The following is a 20246-nucleotide window of genomic DNA, read 5'->3' as shown; positions in this document are numbered from 1 at the left end:
TTTAAGAACTCTTAATGTTCGAAATGTTGACTTCTTGATGAGAATGATTCCTAATTAATATCCAGTTTGGAAGTTATGCCGAGTAACTTTTTTGCATACCAAGGATAAGGATTCTCATGAAAACGTTGATTCAGCAACTGAAGTCTTTTGCGCGTGACGAAAGCGGCGTGACCGCGATTGAGTACGGTATTTTGGCCGCCGCCATGGCTGCCGCTGTGGGCGTGATTTTTGGCTCGGATGGCGCATTCATTACGGCTTTGCGCAACAAGTTCGACTCCATTGCCTCCGATATCACCGCCTCTGGAAAAGATATCAAGCAAACAGGTAAGTAAAGCCGAGTAGGACAAGTCCTAACAGTCATGACTGCCGACATATTTGTTCCTGTCGTGGGGGTATTCCTTGCGTGGGTCATGGTGTCCGATCTGCTGTATCGGCGCATCAGCAATCAGGTGGTGGTGGCTTTGTTGGTGCTCTGGATGGGGGGCGCTATCTGTCGCTTTATTTACAGCGCAGACACCGCGCTGGAGTGGGGTGTAGGACGCTCTGCCTTGGTGGCGGCTGCTGTACTGGTCGTGGGCTTTGGCTTGTTTTATTTACGCTGGGTGGGGGCAGGGGATGTCAAGCTGATGGCGGTTTTGTGCCTTTGGTTTGGTGAAAAGGCCATGGTTTTTTTGCTGGCTACATCGTTGGTGGGGGGCTTGCTGGCTTTGGCCTTGCCCTTGTTGCGGGTGGTGGAGCTGTATTTGGCGCAGGCCGTTTTCAGTGCGTCGCAGATGGTGTCCGTGATCTGGCCGCGTTGGCACATCACTCCCCCTTTGGCATTGGGCGCTCACACGATGCGTGGCATTCCTTATGGAGTAGCCATCGGCTTGGGTGGCTCCTTCGTTTTATGCGTTCCTTGATGAGGCCTGCAGTGCGGTAGCTGCTGCAGCCTGTACTTATTTTCTGGATGGAGTTGGATAGTGAAGAGTAAGTCTGTACTGATGCTGGCAGGGGTGGTTTTGCTCGCCTGTTCTGCGGCATGGGTCGCTCGGGTGCTGATGCGTCCGCCCCCACCGGTGACCATCATCAAGGAAGTGGAGGTGGCCAAGCCGCCCAAACACCGCGTTTTGGTGGCACGCAAAGACTTGCCATCGGGTTTGTTTGTTGGGGCTGATGCATTCGAATGGCGTGAAAAGTTGGACAGCGAGTTGGGTATTGGTGAGTTGTCGGTAGGTGCTGCCGATGACGCGCAAGATGCTGTGCGCGAGCTAGTGGGGGCTGCATTGCGCAAACCCTTGGTGCAGGGTGATGTGCTGATGCGTGACATGCTGGTGCGGCCAGGAGAGCCGGGTTTTATTGCCGCAGTGCTCTCGCCTGGTATGCGGGCTATCACCATTCCTACCAGTGCTGTTTCCAGTAACGCAGGCTTGGTGTCTGCCGGGGATTGGGTAGATGTGATTTTGAGTTTGGAGCGCGGCTCCAGCACAGAGGCCAGCACCAGTACAGAGGCGCGCAATCCCTTGGTGACCTTGGCTGCACAGACCATCCTGAGGCGCGTACGCGTTTTGGCCTTGAATAACAACGTCGAAAGCATCGTGCCTGTGCCAGCAGACGCCAGTGCCAAAGAGAGTAAAGCGCGCAGCCAAAAGGCCCCTCACTTTGAAACCTTGACCTTGGAAGTCACTCCCGAAGCGGCAGAGCGCTTGGCAGTTGCCAAGGAGGTGGGTACTTTGCAAGTAGCGCTGCGCAGTGTGAGTGAAGAGTCGACCGACGCCCAGCCTGTGGCTGCACGGCAAGTCACCCGCATTGGGGACGCCACGGCGATGTTCAAAGGTACTTCGGGTACTTCCTCGTCAACGGTCACCGTCAAAACCTTTCAGGGCTCGCAGCAAGGCACTCTGAGCTTTAACCGTGCGCCGTGAGTGCTGCGGCCACCGTCCATACAAACAGTCGTTGTCATGAAGTTTTCCCATTTATCGTCTTCTGTGCTGCAAGCCAAACCTACACCCCTTGTGTGGGCCTCCATGGTGGCTGCTGCTGCATTGCCCAGCATGTCTTCTGCAGCCACCCCTGTCCCTGCGGCGGCCGTGGCTAGCAATACAGGTAAGGCAGGCCCCTCTGTTGAGGTGATGAACAGCCAAACGGCCTTGCCAGCATCGCTGCGCCAATTGGCTGAAAGCAGCCAAATGACATTGCGGGTGCGCGAAGGCAATTTGCTGCAACTGCCACGGGCCGCAGCCAAGGTGTTGGTGGCCGATCCCAAGGTGGCCAGCTTCCAAATGCCATCGCCTACCAGTTTGTTTGTCTTTGCCGACAGTGTGGGTAGCACGACCTTGTATGTACTGGATGCCAATGACGTTGTCATCGCTGCCGTCAAAGTGGTGGCAGAGCACAATTTGGCCCCGCTGCGTGAGCAGATATTGCGCTCCGTACCCGGTGCGCGCATCGAGCTAGAGCCTGCTATCAATAACCGCATCTTGGTGCGCGGTGCGGTGAAAACACCTCTGGAAGCTAAGCAGGTGGTAGACCAGGTGCAGGCTTTTTTGGATGCCAGTGCCTCGGGTGCTGGTGGTGCTCCAGGTGGGGCAAACTCCAAAAATAGCGGGGTTATCAACCAACTCAAGGTTGAGCAGTCCTCGCAGATCAATATTCAGGTGCGGGTGGTGGAAGTGTCCCGCTCCTTGTCGCACGAGCTGGGTTTCAGTTGGGCCGGGGTGTTCAACGGCTCCACATTGGGCGTGGGCAATGCATCTGGCATCTTCACGGCCAATGCCGCTGGGGGCGCGATGTCGACCCTGATGCCATCTACTGTCACTGGTGGTGCTGCCATTGCAGGCCCTAATGGATTGCTGTCTGCCTTGTCATCGCAAGGCATGGCGACCGTCTTGGCTGAACCCAATCTGACCGCCATGTCCGGTGAAAGTGCAGCTTTCGCAGCGGGTGGTGAGGTGCCTATCGTCATCATCACGGCCAACAACGTGCAGATTGATTTCAAGTCGTTCGGGGTCATTTTGCGTATGACACCCACCCTCTTATCGGCCAATCGCATTAGCCTGCACATAGCCCCTGAAGTGAGCGAGTTGTCCTCTGAAGGGGCTGTCACGCTCAGTGGTGGCACCACGATTCCAGCCTTCAAAGTGCGCCGCGCAGACACGACAGTGGAGCTGGCCAGCGGTCAGAGTTTTGCCTTGGCTGGCATGTTGCGCTCTACGTCCTCCCAAGAAGTCTCCGGCGTTCCGGGTTTATCCAGCATTCCATTGATTGGTCGCTTATTTGAGCGAGAAGCAACCAAGTCGCAAGAGACGGAGTTGGTCATTTTGGTCACGGCCAATGTGGTGGATCCCGTCTCCATGAGTGAGTTGCGAGTCCCCGGTCAAGGCCTGCGCAGTATTGACGCGCTAGTGCCAAAGCAATCCGCTGCGGGTTATTTGTATTGATTTGGATGCACGAGCAATGAACCCACCATCTTTCACACTGATCAGCCGCCTGCTTGTTTTGGTATGTGCAGTCTGCCTGAGCGCATGCCAGACACCTCTTAACGACGTGCGTGCTGCCCGTTTTTCTGCTGAATCGGTGCAAGCACCGACCGTCCAGCCGCGTGCTTTGGCCTTGCCATTGCATGCGTCTGCCGACGAAAAAGGACTGACACCTGAGTCGCTGAAGCAAGCCAATGCCATGCTCAGCCAACAAGGTCGCTTACAAGCGCAGACTTTGACGATCACCCCTTTCAATGCGCGTGGAGAAACCTTGGCTAAGCGCTTGGCCAAGGCCTTGGTAGCCAGTGGCGCAAAAGAGCCTCAAGTGCTGGCTATTCCCAGCGATGCGACTCGCTTGGAAGACGCCAAGCGCCATGGAGGGGATCTGGAGCTGCAATCCGATGCGCTTGTCATCAGCATGCCTGAGTGCGGCTTGGCGCGTGCGAACGACTGGATGGTCAATCCGTACACCGCCATCGGCCCATTGGGGTGTGCCAATCGCGCCAATTTGGCACGAATGGTCAGTGATCCGCGCGATTTGGCACGCCCACGCGCATTGGCGGGTGCCGATGGCAGCGCAGCGGTGCTGGCCGTGCAGCGCTACCAAGAGGCGGATATCCGTGACCTCATAGACATCGACTTCGACCAATAACATGAACGATACCTTGACATCGAATACGCACGAAGGTGCCACCGAAGGGATCGTGGCATTTGTGTCGGCCAACGATGGCCCTGCTGTGGCCGATTTATTCACCCGTTTGCAGCAACCATGCCGTGTGCTGGAAGCCGGTGGAGCGCTAGAGGCCTTGGCATGGGCTGGGCGCAATGCATTGCCCAGATTGCTGGTGGTGGATTTCAGCCATGAACGCTATCCCTTGCAAGCGATGACAGAGCTCACCGCGGCATTTGGGCCTGCAGTGCAAATCATCGTGTTGGGGGAGCGCCAAGATGTGAATTTGTACCGCCAGCTGTTGCTAGCGGGTGCTTTGGATTACTTGGTTAAACCACTGAGCTTGGATTTGCTCGCCTCCGTGCTGGAGCGGGCAGAACATGGCCAACCATTGGGACATGGAGCGCCGCTGCGTGCGGGGCGTACGGTGGCCCTGTTTGGCGCAACGGGCGGTGCCGGTGTGAGCACTGTCACCGCTTTGCTGGGGCAGCTGGTTGCAGGCAAGCGAGAAACACCGTGTGTGCTGGTGGACTTTGACCGTAGCAAAGGCGACTTGCCTTTGCTGTTGGGAACCGATGCGGATGCGGGATTGGCCGCACTGCTAGAGGCCAGTGACATTGATCCGCGCATGCTAGCCCGCAGCCTGCGTACTTTGCCTGCGGCGCAAAGCGGCGGTGTGCCCCAGCGTTTGCACCTGCTATCACAGCAACCCAGCGCCCACGTGGCGGTGCATGCTGAGCGCGTGTTAGAGCTAGGCGGGGCACTGAGCCAGCTGTTTTCGGTGGCTCTATGGGATATGCCTTCTTGCCATACGGAGGGGGTTGCCGAGGTGTTGGATCACGCCGATGTGCGTGTTTTGCTGTGCGAAATGAATGTGACTAGCGCTCGCCACGCACATCGTCTGGTGCAGCGCTATGGCGATGAGCGCACAGGGCAAAGTTTGGTGCTGGTGCACAACCCCACACGCCCGACTGGCCAAGGCCACGGGCACATCACGCGAACCCAATTTGAAGAGTTCGTGGGCCGACCTATCGATGTGAATTTGCCCTATGCAGGCGCGCGACTGGCCAATAGTGTGCTGGCTGGTGCCATTAACCCCTCTGCGGACCCCGCTTTTACCCAAGCTTTGTTGGTGTTGGCAGACCGCATACTGGGGCGTAAAGCACAGGTGAGCGCCCCTGCTCCGGCGCATTGGTTGCAGAAATTGTTGGGCACTGCGGTGCCAGTCTGGCTTCAAGGGGGTAAATAAATGCTGCCTCGCAAATCGGCCCATCCGCACAGCACTGGACGTGTTCATGCCAATCCCAGTCCTGCCTCACAGCAGCTGGTGCCCAGTGTCCATGCAAGCCAAGCCAGCACAGCAGCCCCGATGACCATGGCCCCCATGGCGGCGGCTGGCAGGTTGGGCAATGCGGCGTCAGCTATGGCGCTTCCTGTGGGTGGAGCACCGCGCGATCCAGTGGTCGAGTCAGTAGCCAATCGCACCGAGCAAACCGCGCGCACTGCAGTGAGCGCGGAATACCAAGCGCAGCGCAAGCAGATTCGCACGGCTTTGTTTGAGCAAATTGATCCCCTGAAAGCAGCCACTACACCGCGAGACAAGCTGCAGGGGCAGGTCGATGCGCTGATTCGCCGCATTTGCGATGAGCAGCGTTTGCAATTGCCTGCGCAGGAGGAGCGTCTCATTAGCCAGCAGATGCTCGATGAAATGGTGGGAATCGGACCTATCGAACCGCTGTTGCATGACGACACCGTGAACGATATTTTGGTCAATGGTGCACACCAAGTTTTTGTTGAGCGGGCAGGGAAGTTGGAGTTGACTTCGATCAGCTTCATTGACGAAGAGCACGTTTTCAACACCGCCCAACGGATTGCAGCGCGCATCGGGCGTCGCATTGATGAGGCCAATCCCATGGTCGATGCGCGATTGCCCGATGGCAGTCGTGTCAACGTCATCACCCATCCGCTGGCACTCAATGGCACGACCATGTCTATACGCAAATTCATGCGTCGTGACCTCTCCTTGGAGTCCTTGGCCGAGCGCGGCGCCATGTCGATGGACATGGCCTTGCTGCTGCGCCGCGCCATGGAAGCGCGGTTGAATGTGGTGGTGTCTGGTGGGACGGGGGCTGGTAAGACCACCTTGCTCAATGCCATGTCGCAAAGAATCAGCCCACAAGAGCGCATCGTCACGATTGAAGACGCTGCGGAATTGCAATTGCAGCAAGTACACGTGGTACGTCTAGAAACCAGGCCCGAGAGTGCAGAAGGCACAGGCTTGGTGAATCAGCGAGATTTGCTCCGAAACGCATTGCGCATGCGACCAGATCGCATCATCTTGGGAGAAGTGCGTGGTGGAGAGTGTTTTGACATGCTCCAAGCCATGAATACGGGGCACGATGGATCGCTGTGCACCGTGCACGCCAACACCCCGCGCGATGCCTTGGCCCGCTTGGAGAACATGGTGATGATGGCCAATATGCAGTTGCCGTTGGCGGCTATTCGCCGTCAGATTGCCAGCGCTGTGGATTTGATTGTGCAGATCGAGCGCATGCGCGATGGGGGGCGTCGTTTGGTGTCCATCGTGGAAGTGTGCGGCATGGAGGAAGAGGTGATCCAGACGCAAGAGCTGTTTGCCTTCCGCACCCGCAGCATCAGCGCCAGTGGCAATGTGGTTGGGGAGCACCTAGGCAGCGGTTTGCGGCCCAATTTCTACACCGAAAAAGCCCATCTTTTTGAGCAGGGTGGTGCGTGATGTTGGATTTGTTCACCCTGCTGGTTTTCTTGCTGGTATTGGTCGGTTTTTTTGCTGCGCGCGCAATCTTTGGCCGCCAACGACACGACGAGGCCATCAGCCAGCGGCTGGAGCAGATCAAGGCTGAACTGTTGCGTGACAGCCCAGCAGCGATTGAACCCATCGATGATTCGATTGGCTTGCAGCCCGATCGCTCATGGTTGCCTGCACGTTTGCAGCGCTGGGCAGAGCGCAATGCAAGCATTGCAGCGCAAGTGGATGCCTTGCACATGGGCTTGCAGCGCATAGGTTGGTTGCCTAGTTTGCGCAGCCGCCTGCTGCTAACGGTTGCCGTGGCTAGTTTTGGGGGGGCGCTGTTTGGCCGTATGACCGCAGCGCCTGTGCTGACAGGTTGTATCGCGGGCGTGGTGTGCTTTGTGGCTATTGTGTGGCTGGGGTATCAGGCCGCCATGAATCAGTATTTGCAAGCACTCGCCCGCCATTTGCCTGAGTGTATTGATGCGATTACCCGCATTTGCCGAGCCGGGGTGCCACTGCACAGCGCCTTTGCCATCGCGGCGGACAATATGCAAGGCCCCTTGACCGACGAACTGCGCCAAGTGGATCAGTGGCTGCGTTTGGGCTTGTCGTTGCGCCAAGTGATGCAGGCATCAGCGCAGCGCGTACCACTGGCCGAATACCGCTTTTTTGCGGTGATATTGATCATCAGCCAAGAGTCTGGTGGCCGTTTGGGCGATACGTTGGAGCGGCTTTCTGCCACTTTGCGCACCCGTGCAGAGTTGAAGATGAAGGTCATGGCCAAGACATCGGAAGCACGTGCATCCACCAAGATTGTGGCTTTGCTGGTTCCGGGCGTGCTGGGGTATATGTACCTCAATGCGCCTGCAGATTTTCGCTTTATGTTCAGCGATCCGGCGGGCATAAAAGTGACGATCTACGCGCTGGTGAGCGTGGCTTTTGGCTTGCTCATAACGCACCTCATGGTACGCCGTGTGGGATGAGGAATTTCCCATGATGAACGAAGTCCTACTCCCTGCCTTGTTTGGTGTCTGTGTGGCCGGTGTATTGGTTCTGGCCATGCTGTGGCGGCGTGAAAAAAGCAAAAACCCCCTGCATGAGCGCCTGAAGACACCCATTGTTTTGGCCAAACCCGCATCTCCAACAGCCGATGCCATTGCCCAAGAGCAAGCGCCTTTGCCTGCATGGCAGCAACAACTGGCCCAGTGGGGCAAGGCCTTGGTCAGCGCTGAGAAAGATCGCTTGGCATTGCAGCAGCTGCTGGCTACAGCCGGTTGGCATCGGGAGGAGGCCATTGGTTTACTCATGGCTGCTAAGTGTGGGGTGGGCTTGTTGTTGGTGGTGTTGGCTCTGTGGGGTGGGGTGAGTCCTGCTAGCCGCTTTGGACTCACGGGTTTGATGGTGGGCCTGCTGGCCTTGTTTGCAGGCACGACCCTGCCCGAACTGCTGGTGAAAAAGCGCGCAGCGCAGCGCCATGAAAGCTTGTCCCGCAGCATGCCCGATGCGCTGGATTTGATGGTCATTTGCGCTGAGGCAGGACTTCCTTTTCCCCGCATTTTGAAGATTGTCTCGCGGGAACTGGCTTTGAGTGCCCCTGCCATGGCCCAGGAGTTGGCTTACACCAGTGCCGAACTGCAAATGCTGCCTGACCGTGCAGTGGCCTTGCACCACTTGGCAGAACGTACACGTGTCGCGGCGGTGGAAAGCATGGTCGCCTCCTTGGTGCAGGCCGAGCGCTTTGGCACCCCTCTGGCGCAGGCGTTGCGCACTATTGCTGAAGAGAGCCGCACTACCTTGATTTTGAGTTTGGAAGAGAAGGCGGGAAAACTCCCCGCGCAGCTGTCACTGCCGCTGATGACCTTGATCTTGCCGCCTGTCGTGGCACTGGTTGCTACACCCGCGCTGATGCGCGTTATCCGATCGTTGATTGCATGAAAAACTTCGCAACATTGCATGGTGGGCGATTCGCCCGTACGGGCATTTTGTTGTCCCTGTGTGTATTCGCTCTGACGGCTTGCGGCACGATCACGGTGCGCAATGCACCGGATGTGAGCACCCGCACGATGCCCACTCCAACGAGCACCGCTGCAAGTACCTCCAGTATTCCCAGTTCCACCCGGGTAGCTGCTGCGGCCACGCCAGAGACAGATCGCGCTAAAGCAAAGCGCCATGAGGAAGGTCTGCGCTTAGCCCGTTTGTTGCGAGATCAAGGCCGTTTTACTTCAGCGCTGGAGGTCTATTCGCAGCTGGACAAAGCCCAGCTACTGACGCCCTTGGAGCTGCTGGAGTATGCCAATGCGGCGGCGGTGGTATCGACGCCGCAAGAGAGTCTTTCCTTGTTTGGTCGCGCTCGTCGCGAGCTGCGGCGTGAAGGGGGGAGTTTGGATGGCGCAGCACAAGTGGCACTGTGCACGGGTATGGGGCGTGCGCGTTTGGCGTTGAAACAGGCCCAAGAAGCATTGGCCGATTTTGACTGCGTGCTGGGACAGGATGCTGACAATATTGCAGCCCTCAATAGCAAAGGCGTGGCCTTGGATGCTTTGGGCCAGCATGCCCAAGCCAAAGTGCAGTTCACCCGTGCTTTGGAGTTGGATCCAGCCAATTTTCAGGTGCTCAACAACATGGCCTTGTCGCAGTTGGCCTTGGGCCATAAAGCCGATGCGGTGCGTTTGTTAAAGCAGGCGGTGGTCGGCGGCAATCCTGCCATCAAGCTCAACTTGGCATTGGCCTATTTGCTCGATGCCCAAGACGAGCAAGCCCAAAAAACCTTGCAGGAACTGATGCCCGATACCTTTGCTGCGGCAGCTTTGAAAGGTCTGCATGAGCGGCGCCTGCGCATTGCAGCAGGGGCCTCTATGGGGGATGAATTCTTGGCCGCCAGCCAAGAGGTGTTGACCTTGCGCGAAGGCGGCTCCTTATGAACAAGTACATGCCTTCGTATCGGCAAAAAGGCGCATTGGCAGTGGAGGCGGCATTTGTGCTGCCGGTAGTGATCGCAGGGGCGATGATGTTCATGGAGTTGGCCAACATCGGTCTGACTATTGATATGGGCAACACAGCCCTTGAGCGTGCCATTCAAGACTTTCGCACTTCCAGCAGCAAAACCAGTGATATCGATAGCATGGAAAAGCAGATTCGCCAGAACATGGCGGCTGCTTCCCACGGCTATCTGTCGCAAGCCAATATTGCCAGCGTCAGCGTGGAGCGTTTCAACTCTTTGGATGCCATGGGTGGTGGCCAAGCCGATGAGGAGGACGAAGATTCGTCCAGTTCATCTGGCTCTTCTAGCTCCTCCAGCCAAAGTAGCTCAAGCAGTGTCCCGGTATGGCGCATCACGGTGGATGTGCGCAAGGACTTCATCACGCCAATTCCCCGCTTGCTGGTCATGGACAACGCCACGTTTTATTACCGCTATCAGCAGCTATTGGGTTATTTGCCAGCGGAGAGCGATCAATGATGCCCACACTGGTGCAGCGCTGTCGCCAAACTGGGGCTATTGCAGTGGAAGCAGCACTGGGCTTGCCGCTGTTGTTGGCCATTGGTTTGGTCGGTACGGATATGCACCGCATCGGGCTTGAACGCACGCAGATTGAGCAAGCCGCTGGCAGTGCAGCTATCACGGTGGCCGCCCAGAGCAAACTCACCAAGGCGGGCCTGAGTGGTGTGGTGGATGTGCTCACCATGGGGCGTCCGCAGGACTACCAAGTGGTGGTGTTGAACGTTTTGCAGACTGGCCAAGTGAATTGGGGTTTTCAGCGGGGGCAAGCAGGCCAGTTGTGCGCCCCCTTGAGCGATGGCCGTGACTACCAAGGCGATCTGCCCGAAAAACCACCAGAGGACGATGGGGATAGTACGCTTTCCATGGTGGTGGTGCTGGTGTGTCGCAGCAGTGAGGACATCACCTTGTCAGGCGGGCTGGTGCTTCCAGGCGTGCTGGGCGCTCGGGTGATTCACCGTGCCGTGGCGCAATCGATTGAGTTGGATGAGGCGCTGACAAGCGAAAGCCAAGCCAACGGTCTTTCTTCCATGAAGTCATCCTCATGACGCACACACCATTAGCGCGTACTAGCTATCAGCAAGGGGGCATTGCGCCACTGCTGTTGTTGCTGACCGGGGCCACGTTGACCTTGCTGGTGTATGCCACAGCTGGTACACGCCTGAAGACGGATGCGGCCCAACTCAAGCGTGCGACAGACGCCGCTGCGATGGCTGTGACGCAAGCCTACGCCAGTGACAAGAAGACCGATGTACAGACTTTGGCAGAAAAGTATGTGCGAACCAATCTGGGCATGGATGCGCAGCAACTGCAAAACCAACTGTCGGTGTCTGTAGAGCGCGTGACCCGAGATGATGCTCAGGGCTTTCGTGTCAGTGCCACTTTTCATACCGAGGCTACAGCCTTAGAGCGCAGTGCCGATGTGACTGTTTCTTCTGCCGCGGTGGGCTTGTACAAGGCTGTGGAAGTTTCCTTGGCATTGCCCAATACCACTTCGGAAACCAGTAGCAATTTGGCGGTCTTGCGCCGTCTCGGTATGCGCTTTGCCGATCAGTTGGTAGCCGATCGGAACAATGCATGGATAGCGCTGGTGCCATATAGCCAATCGGTCAATGTATCCCCAGATTTCACCGATCCGACCACGCGCACCCCCCGTGGGCCCAGTGCCGCCCATTTGGCGCGCTTGCGCAGCTGGACAACAGCCAATGCATTGCGACCCCAGAGGCTGCAGGCCTTGTTTCGCACGGGTTTCAGCGGTTTGAGTGATGCACGGATGCCCGATAGGCGTGCCAACTTGCTGTGCTTATTCCGTGGCTTGCACCAAGGGGAAAACTATTTTTGGGACTCAGCCCCTGGTGCGCAATTTGGGGTTTACTACCGACATGATTTACCGGAAAACGGCAGTCTTGGTGCTGATCCTATTTCGTGGATAGGACCCGATCCAACGTTCGGATCGATCTCTGGCGCACTTGACACGCGTTTTCTGGTGGCTGACCGAGGCTGCCCTGCTGCACCCTTGTTACCTTTGACCAACGACTTGGACAAAGTGCAAGAGCGTTTGAGTCAAATGTCCACGCGTTTTAACGCGAACTACGCCATCGCCTTGGGGTGGAGTGCGATGGCATTGGCTCCCGCCTTCCGGGGTAGTTCGGGGTGGGGGAGTACCGAGTTGCCGCATGACTTCGACAACGAGGATGGTGAAACCGTCAAAGCCATTGTGATGCTGGTCAATTCAACCGGGCAGCGCTGGTTTGATACCGATATCTACAACGCGTGGGGGGAAGACTTTCCCGCTTCCAGCAACCAAAACAGCACCGTGTCGCAACGCTTCTCCAGTCTTTGCGACAGTTTCAAAAAGCACAAGGTTCGACTGTTCATGGTGGTGGTGGGGAAAGATGAAATCGAAAACGATGACCTCAATTCCAGCGGAACTATCAATGCGGCGTCTGCCTTTAGGCGCATAGCCGGATCGGCACTGCAAGCGTGTGCCCAAGAGGATTCGGATCACACGTATATGACCGCCTTTGACTTTGTCGCCTCTGAGGATCGCATCCAAAACCAGATGGACAAGATCGTTGAAAAGCTCCGCCAAACAAGCAATTTCATTCGTCTCATTGAATGAACCAGTGTGCATCACCTTCCGTGTAAATGGCCCCTTGTATTGAAAGACTGCTATGAAAAAAAGCCCCTTCGTACTGCGTTCTCAGCGTGTATTGGCTCTGGAGCCTCGCATTCTTTTGGATGCTGCTGCACTCCTTACGGCAACGGACATTGCGTCGCAAGTGGATACCGATACACAAGACCAGCTGGATAGCAAAGTTGCAAGCACCTCGGCAGACAAGACAGCGGAGATCGGCTCTAAAACGGGTGCGTTGGATTTTGCAAGCCTTATCTCTTCTGATGATTGGCCCAGTCCGTACGAGGGAATTACCGATGTTGCCAGCGTTGGCAATCGTGTATTTGCAGTGCGGACAACCACTGAGTGGAACTCAGAAACATCCAAAGATGAGTCAGTCAGCACGCTCTATGTTTTCGAGCGCAACAGCGATGGTTCGCTGGAGTTGCTCACGAGCATAAGCACGGCCAGTGCAGATTCCTTGGCGGATGCTGCGCAGGTCAGTGTGTCCAGTGATGGAAGCACGGTCTATGTCACAGGCAGCAAAGGGGTAGCGCTCTTCAAAGTGGCCACAGACAGTGGCGAGCTGACATCGCTGGGGGTGCTGGGGGCGGATTTGCTTAGCAACGGTGGCTCTATTGCCGATGTAGTAACCCAGGGTAATTTCGCGTATGTGACATCGGGTTCCAGTTTGCTAATTTTTGAACGCAGCGGGGATACGTGGACACAGAAAAGTGTATTCACGGCAACGGGGGCAGATGCCCAGTTCAATGCGATGTCACTTTCCTCCGATGGGCAGTATTTGTACGTGGGAACCTCCGGCGGAAGTACCTTGGTCAGTGCCTACAAAGTAGGCAGCGATGGTGGTCTGACACACCTCGCAGATGTGAAAGGCTCCGTCACAGCAGATGCTTATTACGCCTCGGCCTTGACGGTCTCTGCCGATGGTAAGACGCTGTACGTCGCAGAAAATGATGGCTCCAGCAACCGCCTGTATACCTTCTCGGTGGGGACGGATGGGGTGCTCAGCGCCTTGTCGAGCACGCAGTTAACGGCAGCTGCCAAGCAGGTCATTGTCTCGGATGATGGGGCTGCTGTGTTTGTGATCAGCGAAAAAGCTATCACCATCTACAAGAGTGCAGACGATGGGACGCTCACCCTGAGCACAACAGTGGAGAGTGCTGATGGCAAGACCTTCACCGCCTTGCGTGGAGCCACGCTCAGCGCAGATGGAACGCAGTTGTACGTATCGGGAAGCTTTATGTTCACAGAAGGCTTGTTGGTATTGAATTTGAAGTCGGCCACATCGACTTACACCGAAGGTGGCGACGCTGTGCCCGTATTGCCCGATGGCACGATTAGCGACTCTGTTTTGGATGCCCTCAATGGCGGAGCGGGTGACTACAAGGGTGCCAGTATTACGGTTTCTCGCACGGATACTGGCAAAGACAGCACGCACGACGTTTTTAGCTTTACCGCAGGCGATGGCTTGACGATCGCCAATGGGGTGATCCAACTCAATGGCCAAGACATCGCCACGGTGAGCCAGTCTGGGTCTTCTTACACGGTAACTTTTACCGGCTCGGTCAGCAAAGCGGTTGCCCAAAAGGTGTTGCAGCGGATTGCTTTCACCAACACCAGTGATGACCCGACCAAGAATGGCAGTACGGCGACCTTTACGCTGCAGTTGGATGACGGGCAGGGCAATAGCTCCCAAAAGGAAACCAGCATCACTTTGGTGGACGTGAACGATGCGCCCACCATCACGGCCGATGGTCAATCGCCCACTTACTCGGTCGGTGGTGAGCGCGTCAAGCTGTTTGAAAACACGGTTATCGACACCGTGGAGTCAGGGCAAACGGTGTGGCAAGTCGTTATTACCTTGGATGCTGCAAATGCAGGTGATGTGCTCGGCGTGGGCAGCGGAAAAATCGTATTGGACAAAGCCACCAGTGGTACCCAAGAAACGGGAACGGGGGTGGTGTACAGGGTCGATGTGAAGAATGGCAAAACCATTGTCACGCTCTACCTCAACTCCAGTGCCAGTGATGCTGCCAAGGTCATTGATAGTTTGACGTATGGCAATACGTCTAAAAGCTTGAGTGGATCGCGCACTATCAGTGTGAGTGTTACCGAGTTGACAGACGACAGTTCCACAGGCAATGCCGTGGTGGCGCTGTCCACATCCGTGACGTTGGCGGCGGCCACTGTGAGCAATACCGCACCTAGCGTAGGGGGGGGAACGAATACTTCTTACACAGAGCAAGGCAGTCCTGTGTCGATAGTACCCAGTGCCACGGTATCTGATGCGCAGATGGACACTTTCAATGGCGGACAAGGAAACTATGACGGCGCAGTTCTCACGGTTACCTTAGGCAGTGGAAAAAGCGCTTCTGACACCCTAGGCTTCACCAGTGGTAACGGCCTGACACTGACGAACGGCGTATTGCAAAAAAATGGCGTGACGATTGCTACGGTCAGCAATTCTGGCGGGGTAATGACCATCCGTTTTACGGACGCCAACGGAACCATTCCCACCACGGCAGACGTACAAAATGCGTTGCGACAAATCACCTATGCCAACAGCAGTGATGCGCCTTCAAGCAGCGTAGCCGTGAGCATCGTTTTGGCCGATCAATTGGGCGTGGCTTCGACTGCGCTCGATAGCGCGATAGTGATTACGGCAGTCAACGACACCCCCAGTGTCGCTGTGGATCCGACATTGTCCTTAGGGGACTTGACTTACTTGGAGCAGTTCAAAAACATTGCAGGGTTGGGTACCTTGTCTTCCAGCACCTTTTCGAGTGATGGATCGCATGTTTACCTGGCAGACACCAATGGTGCCATTGCTGTGTTTAGCCGCGATACCAGCACGGGCAAGTTGACTTATGTCAGCACACAGAAGGCGGTGAGTGGCCTCACTGGCATCAAGCAAATGGTGCTGTCATCGGATGGGAAAAGTCTCTATGCCTTGCGTAGCAATGGCAATGCCATTGGCCAGTACAGCGTCAACACCGATGGCAGCCTTGCATATGTTGCTCTCGTCGTGAGTGTCTACAACACCGATAAGGGAGCCTTGTCTGGCATCAGTGCTATTTCTGTCTCGGAAGATGGAAAAAATCTTTATGCAGCAACCGGCACAGCCTTGGTCACGGTAAGCCGCAATACCGAGACTGGTGCACTGACGTATGTCAGCACTTTGAACGGCTCCATGACCAGTGCGCCCTACTTATGGGCAGCCCAAGAAATCGTGGTGCGGGGCGACTACGTTTTTATTGCCACCAATGCGACCAATGGGGCCGCTGTCATCGTGTACCAGCGTGGTTCGGATGGCTCGCTGACTTTGCTGACATTCGTGCGTTCAGGAAGTACCGACGCAACGGGGAAAACGGTCAGCTTTAGCAACGTGAAGCACATCGCAGTCAGTGCTGATGGAAACACTATTTTCATCGGCAATGGAAGCAGCAGTACGACGGATTGGTTTGGCAATACGGTCGTTACCAACCATGCACAACAAGTAGTGTCTTTCCAGTTCGATGCAAGTACCAAGGCTTTGAAGCATGTGGGCACTATCGCTGGCACCAAAACGGTTCAAGATATCGCGCTATCAACCGATGGCAAGGCTCTTTTTGTCACATTGACCGATGGCTCCTTGGCTTATTACTCCACAGCAACTTTGGAGCTGATTTCGACGCAAAGTGGCTTGACTGGAGCGGGGCAAATTGCCGTTTCTGCAGATGGTGGTGTCGTCGTCGTGGGTAACGGTTTAGAGGTATTGACTGCCCCTCAGGTGGCTGATCCCAGCTATGTGTCGGGTGGTGAAGCCGTGAAGTTGGCATCGACTTTCTCACTGAGCGATGCGGAGTTGGATGCTGCCAACAACTACACCGGTGCGACAGTGCGTTTTGCTGGGGCAGCAGAAGATGTATTCGGTTTTGTTGCAGCCAATGGATATACCTTGGATGGCAATGCCATTCAGTCCAATGGCCAGACGATAGCGACCTTGGAGCAGAGTAATGGCGTGGCCACCCTGAGTTTCACTGGCGCTGTGACCAAGGCGCAGGCCAATGCCATATTGAGTCAAATCACTTATTCCACAACATCCAGCACGTTGGGGGTGCGATTCATCAGTGTGACGCTCAATGACGGTGTAGCCAGCAGCACTGTAGCTATAGCCAAGGTGGCTGTGGTTGCCAACCATGCGCCAACAGTTGGGGATGGTGACCATTCTTTGGCTGCTGCTACGGTCGGACAAGGCTACAGCGCTGAATTGCCAGAAACACTATTTAGCGATAGCAACGGCGATAAGTTGACCTGGCGTGTGGAGGGCTTGCCTGCAGGGATGAGCTTTGATGCGACGACACACACCATCTCGGGAACGCCTTCGGAGGCCGGGGATATTCAGCTGACGATTACGGTGACCGATCCTTCGGGTGCCAGCGTAGAGCGCAGCCTGACTTTGAGTGTGCGAACGGCCAGCAGTGCTGACCCTAGCCCCACGCCCACTCCATCACCTGTAGCCACTACGCCTGGAGATGGGAGTAAGACTTTGCAGGAGGGGAATTCAACGGTCAATCCCATACCGTCAGCCCCTGTGTGGTTCGTTGCTATCAATGAACAAGCTGGGGGCAACGCAGCCGTAGAGGTCATAAAGCCGAGCACTAGCAAAGCGACTACTACTACGGTAGAGCTGATGGCGGATCGTGCTCTACAAAATCAGCTAACACCGCAGCATGTGGATGCGAGATCTGACTTCCCCCCCAATACCGCGCAAGGGATTTGGAGCATGTTGGATGCCATGAATGCCCGTGCCCAAGAACTGAGCACAGAGAGCAGTGCCATCGAATTAGGCGAGCAGACCAATGCTTCGACGCAGGAGCCAAGTGGCGAAGTGGCTCCTACATCCAAACCCGACCTCAGTGCTGCGCTGCGTGAGAAAACCTCGCGTGATCTCTTTGCCAAAGCGCAAGCATTGCTGGCCCAGTTGACAACCGAGACCAAGGTCGAAGCCAAAGAGACCGTTACTACAGACAGCGAATGAATAGCATGCCATCGTTCTTTTTCTCTTCGCGCACCGTTGCGCGTATCCCGTCACGCTTGACATTGAGCTTTGTTGCTGCGGCGGTTTTGACTGGGTGTTCTGTGACGCCGCCAACCGCATTCACAGCGCAAGACTTGCTCCAGCAAGACCAAACCGATCGCCAAGCGATGTTTGGTGCGCAAGAGCCTATTACCGCACCTGTGACCCTGGATGAGGCCATTGCCCGCGCCATCAAATACAACTTGCAGCAGCGCTTGGCCTTGATGGAGAGCGCGCTGGAAGACAACTTGGTGAATGTGCAGAACCAAGGCATGTTGCCCAAGCTGGCGGCGCGCGCTGGACTGCGTACCCGCAGCAATGACAATGCATCCGTCAGCGAAACATTGAGCACTGGCCGGGTGTCGCAAGACCCCACAACTAGCCAAGAGCGCTCTGGACACAATGCTGATTTGCAGATGTCGTGGAATGTGCTGGATTTTGGCTTGAGCTATTTCGGCGCCAAAGCGCAGGGTAACAAGGCTTTGGCAGCAGAGGAGCGCCGCCGCCGCGTGGTAGCCGATATCGTTCGGCAAACCCGCATTGCGTACTGGAGCGCTGTGACTGCGCAGCGCTTGAAAGGGCAGGTTGAAAAAACACTGACAGACACGCGCCAGAGTTTGGATTTTGCACGCCAAACAGCGCAGCGCCGCCTCGTCCCGCCCTTGACTGCATTGCGCTACCAGCGTGACTTGTTGGGCATGGTACGTCAGTTGGAAACTTTGGATGCCGATTTGGCTTTGGCACGCTCGCGTTTAGCCAGTTTGATGAACGTGGCCCCCAATACCGAGTTTGAGCTGGCCAGTATGCCTGACGATGCGCTGGTGGTGCCTACGCTGGCCTATGCCCGTACTGACTTGGAAGCGTTGGCCATGGTGCGCCGTGCCGAGCTGCGGGAGGAAGGCTATATGGGGCGCAATGCCGCGCTGGAAACACGCATGTCTTTACTGCGCTTGCTGCCCAATGCTTCATTGTTCGGTGGATTGAACTATGACAGCAACAAATACCTGAGTAACCAAAACTGGGCCGATGCAGGCATGCAAGTGAGCTGGAATTTGCTCAATGTGCTTTCTTGGTCTGGCATTGAAAAGAGCGGCAAGACGCGTGAACAAGTGGCCGATCTGCGCCGCCAAGCGCTGCGCATGACGGTACTGACACAGGTGAATGTGGCTTGGCTGGAGCGCGAGCGTGCGCTGGCGCTGTTTGTTCGGTCAAATGAGTTGAGTCACCTGCAAGACGGCATCCGTGAGCAAGTGGAAAACGCAGCCAAAAGCCAGTCGGAAACACCACTGGAACTGGTGCGGGCCCGCGTAGAAACTTTGCTCTCCACCCGCGCACGAGACATGGCGTATGCCGATCTGCTCAATGCTCAAAGCACGGTCTACCAAGCGGCGGGTATCGATGCATTGCCTGACCAAGTAGCTGACCAAAGCGTGGCAGGGCTGGCCAAGGAAATTGCCCAAACCAATCGGCAGATTGAGCGCGGCGAGCTCAGTGTGCCGCAGTTGCAACCGGTGGCGCTGGCATTGGCTGCCCAGTCGCTACCCGCCGCCAAGAGCGAAGTGGTGCCCGTTACAACAGCTGTCAAGACCGGTGCGATCGCCGCGCCATCTGCGCTGCCTGCTGCGTCTCTTCCTGCGGCATCTGCACAACCCGTAGCCCCAACGGTATCGAGTGGTTCAACCGCACCTGTATGGCGTACTGTGAGTGGCAGTGCATGGGACTCGTTGGGGTCGCTGGCCGGGAGTGATGCTCATGTGCAGTAAGCCAGTGTGCAAGCCGATGCATAACGGCATGGTAGTGCTCTGCCGGATGCTGGTAGGCATGGTGGGTAGCCTGGCGCTTGTGGGCGTAGCGGGTACACAGGCCTTTGCGGCAGCATCCGCATCGGCCACGGTGCAGACCACGCCTTCCGCCGCCCTGGCAGCTCCGGCTTCTGAGGGGGTGCGAGCCCAGTTGGTCGCCATTCGACAAGCAGTAGTTGCCAGTGAGCTGGCTGGCAAGGTCAGTGCTTTGCCATTGCGCGAGGGGCAGCGCTTTCGCCAAGGGGATACCTTGGTGTCGTTTGACTGCACGCTGCACAAGGCACGGCAAGACCGAGCCACCCAAGCCGAGTTGGCTGCACGCAAAAAAATGGAAGTGGCTGAGCAATTGGACAAGTTGGCCTCCATCAGCAAAGCCGATGTAGAGCAGGCGCGTGCGGCCGTTGCCGTAGCCCAAGCAGAAAGTGGCGTGGAGCGAGCCATGTCACGACGCTGTGTGGTGTCCGCACCGTTTTCCGGGCGAGTGGGGGAAACCTATGTCCGTGCTGCCGAGCATGTGGCAGAGGGCAAGGAGCTGATGAGCATCTACGACGACAGCGCGTTTGAGGTGCAGACCATCGTGCCATCGCGTTGGTTGCAATGGCTCAAGCCAGGTTACCCCATGCAGGTTGGTGTAGAAGAAACAGGTCAGACCTACACCGCCACAGTGATTCGCATCGCAGGCACGGTGGACCCTGTGAGCCAGTCGGTCAAGGTGATTGGACGCTTGGTAAATGAGCGTGGCAGCCGCGATAACGGTGCTTTGCTGCCTGGCATGAGTGGCGTGGTGCGCATTAGCCCGCCTGCCGCCGTCTCCCCCCGATCTGCTAGCAAACCATGACAGGGGGGGCTGT

At 56.5% G+C, this 20246-nt stretch carries 16 protein-coding genes; all 16 read left to right on the top strand.

Annotated elements, in window-relative coordinates; all coding sequences use genetic code 11:
- The first annotated feature begins 116 nt into the window (after positions 1-116).
- From KIK84_RS10390 to KIK84_RS10315, 16 genes are read left to right on the top strand one after another with little or no spacing between them, the layout of a single operon-like run.
- Complete coding sequence (locus tag KIK84_RS10390) at positions 117-332, top strand: Flp family type IVb pilin (protein ID WP_214123025.1); 216 nt, start codon at positions 117-119, stop codon at positions 330-332.
- Between the two features lie 27 nt (positions 333-359).
- Complete coding sequence (locus tag KIK84_RS10385; RefSeq protein WP_214123024.1) at positions 360-902, top strand: A24 family peptidase; 543 nt, start codon at positions 360-362, stop codon at positions 900-902.
- 60 nt (positions 903-962) lie between these two features.
- Positions 963-1904 carry a Flp pilus assembly protein CpaB gene (cpaB, locus tag KIK84_RS10380; RefSeq protein WP_214123023.1) on the top strand — a complete coding sequence of 314 codons (942 nt, stop codon included), beginning with the start codon at positions 963-965 and terminating at the stop codon, positions 1902-1904.
- 36 nt (positions 1905-1940) lie between these two features.
- A complete protein-coding gene (locus KIK84_RS10375) occupies positions 1941-3419 on the top strand; it encodes a type II and III secretion system protein family protein (protein ID WP_214123022.1) in 1479 nt (492 codons plus the stop codon).
- Positions 3420-3435: 16 nt separating this feature from the next.
- Positions 3436-4110 (top strand): CpaD family pilus assembly lipoprotein, encoded by a 675-nt coding sequence (locus KIK84_RS10370; protein ID WP_214123021.1) that lies wholly within the window; start codon positions 3436-3438, stop codon positions 4108-4110.
- Between the two features lies 1 nt (position 4111).
- Entirely contained in the window at positions 4112-5377 is a 1266-nt protein-coding gene (locus tag KIK84_RS10365) for a CpaE/TadZ family protein (RefSeq protein ID WP_214123020.1), read from the top strand.
- Positions 5378-6883, top strand: coding sequence for a TadA family conjugal transfer-associated ATPase (locus KIK84_RS10360; protein WP_250207913.1), 1506 nt, complete (start codon positions 5378-5380; stop codon positions 6881-6883).
- Entirely contained in the window at positions 6883-7884 is a 1002-nt protein-coding gene (locus KIK84_RS10355) for a type II secretion system F family protein (protein ID WP_214123019.1), read from the top strand. The genes KIK84_RS10360 and KIK84_RS10355 overlap by 1 nt, the downstream gene beginning before the upstream one ends.
- Before the next feature lie 10 nt (positions 7885-7894).
- Positions 7895-8836: a type II secretion system F family protein gene (locus tag KIK84_RS10350; protein WP_250207912.1), complete on the top strand. Its 942-nt coding sequence runs from the start codon at positions 7895-7897 to the stop codon at positions 8834-8836.
- The gene (locus KIK84_RS10345) at positions 8833-9822 is read left to right on the top strand and encodes a tetratricopeptide repeat protein (protein WP_214123018.1); all 990 of its coding nucleotides are present in this window, start codon (positions 8833-8835) and stop codon (positions 9820-9822) included. Before KIK84_RS10350 ends, KIK84_RS10345 begins: the two co-directional genes overlap by 4 nt.
- On the top strand, positions 9819-10358 hold the full coding sequence (locus KIK84_RS10340) for a hypothetical protein (RefSeq protein WP_214123017.1): 540 nt from the start codon (positions 9819-9821) through the stop codon (positions 10356-10358). The genes KIK84_RS10345 and KIK84_RS10340 overlap by 4 nt, the downstream gene beginning before the upstream one ends.
- Complete coding sequence (locus KIK84_RS10335) at positions 10355-10945, top strand: pilus assembly protein TadG-related protein (protein WP_214123016.1); 591 nt, start codon at positions 10355-10357, stop codon at positions 10943-10945. The genes KIK84_RS10340 and KIK84_RS10335 overlap by 4 nt, the downstream gene beginning before the upstream one ends.
- Positions 10942-12519, top strand: a complete 1578-nt coding sequence (locus KIK84_RS10330) for a hypothetical protein (RefSeq protein ID WP_214123015.1) — start codon at positions 10942-10944, stop codon at positions 12517-12519. Before KIK84_RS10335 ends, KIK84_RS10330 begins: the two co-directional genes overlap by 4 nt.
- A gap of 52 nt (positions 12520-12571) precedes the next feature.
- Complete coding sequence (locus KIK84_RS10325; RefSeq protein ID WP_214123014.1) at positions 12572-17554, top strand: beta strand repeat-containing protein; 4983 nt, start codon at positions 12572-12574, stop codon at positions 17552-17554.
- Positions 17551-19356, top strand: a complete 1806-nt coding sequence (locus KIK84_RS10320; RefSeq protein WP_214123013.1) for a TolC family protein — start codon at positions 17551-17553, stop codon at positions 19354-19356. The genes KIK84_RS10325 and KIK84_RS10320 overlap by 4 nt, the downstream gene beginning before the upstream one ends.
- Before the next feature lie 28 nt (positions 19357-19384).
- Complete coding sequence (locus KIK84_RS10315) at positions 19385-20233, top strand: efflux RND transporter periplasmic adaptor subunit (protein ID WP_214123012.1); 849 nt, start codon at positions 19385-19387, stop codon at positions 20231-20233.
- Positions 20234-20246 lie beyond the last annotated feature (13 nt).

Source organism: Curvibacter sp. CHRR-16, assembly GCF_018474005.1.
Lineage (GTDB): Bacteria > Pseudomonadota > Gammaproteobacteria > Burkholderiales > Burkholderiaceae_C > Allorhodoferax.
This window is presented reverse-complemented; position numbering and strand designations above follow the sequence as displayed.

Excerpts from the sequence above, each read along its gene's own strand:
- KIK84_RS10365 (WP_214123020.1), top strand. The coding sequence starts at position 4,112 with ATGAACGATACCTTGACATCGAATACGCACGAAGGTGCCACCGAAGGG.
- KIK84_RS10340 (WP_214123017.1), top strand. The coding sequence starts at position 9,819 with ATGAACAAGTACATGCCTTCGTATCGGCAAAAAGGCGCATTGGCAGTG.
- KIK84_RS10325 (WP_214123014.1), top strand. The coding sequence starts at position 12,572 with ATGAAAAAAAGCCCCTTCGTACTGCGTTCTCAGCGTGTATTGGCTCTG.
- KIK84_RS10345 (WP_214123018.1), top strand. The coding sequence starts at position 8,833 with ATGAAAAACTTCGCAACATTGCATGGTGGGCGATTCGCCCGTACGGGC.
- KIK84_RS10375 (WP_214123022.1), top strand. The coding sequence starts at position 1,941 with ATGAAGTTTTCCCATTTATCGTCTTCTGTGCTGCAAGCCAAACCTACA.
- KIK84_RS10315 (WP_214123012.1), top strand. The coding sequence starts at position 19,385 with ATGGTAGTGCTCTGCCGGATGCTGGTAGGCATGGTGGGTAGCCTGGCG.
- KIK84_RS10370 (WP_214123021.1), top strand. The coding sequence starts at position 3,436 with ATGAACCCACCATCTTTCACACTGATCAGCCGCCTGCTTGTTTTGGTA.
- KIK84_RS10360 (WP_250207913.1), top strand. The coding sequence starts at position 5,378 with ATGCTGCCTCGCAAATCGGCCCATCCGCACAGCACTGGACGTGTTCAT.
- KIK84_RS10390 (WP_214123025.1), top strand. The coding sequence starts at position 117 with ATGAAAACGTTGATTCAGCAACTGAAGTCTTTTGCGCGTGACGAAAGC.
- KIK84_RS10355 (WP_214123019.1), top strand. The coding sequence starts at position 6,883 with ATGTTGGATTTGTTCACCCTGCTGGTTTTCTTGCTGGTATTGGTCGGT.
- KIK84_RS10350 (WP_250207912.1), top strand. The coding sequence starts at position 7,895 with ATGATGAACGAAGTCCTACTCCCTGCCTTGTTTGGTGTCTGTGTGGCC.
- KIK84_RS10320 (WP_214123013.1), top strand. The coding sequence starts at position 17,551 with ATGAATAGCATGCCATCGTTCTTTTTCTCTTCGCGCACCGTTGCGCGT.
- KIK84_RS10335 (WP_214123016.1), top strand. The coding sequence starts at position 10,355 with ATGATGCCCACACTGGTGCAGCGCTGTCGCCAAACTGGGGCTATTGCA.
- KIK84_RS10330 (WP_214123015.1), top strand. The coding sequence starts at position 10,942 with ATGACGCACACACCATTAGCGCGTACTAGCTATCAGCAAGGGGGCATT.
- KIK84_RS10385 (WP_214123024.1), top strand. The coding sequence starts at position 360 with ATGACTGCCGACATATTTGTTCCTGTCGTGGGGGTATTCCTTGCGTGG.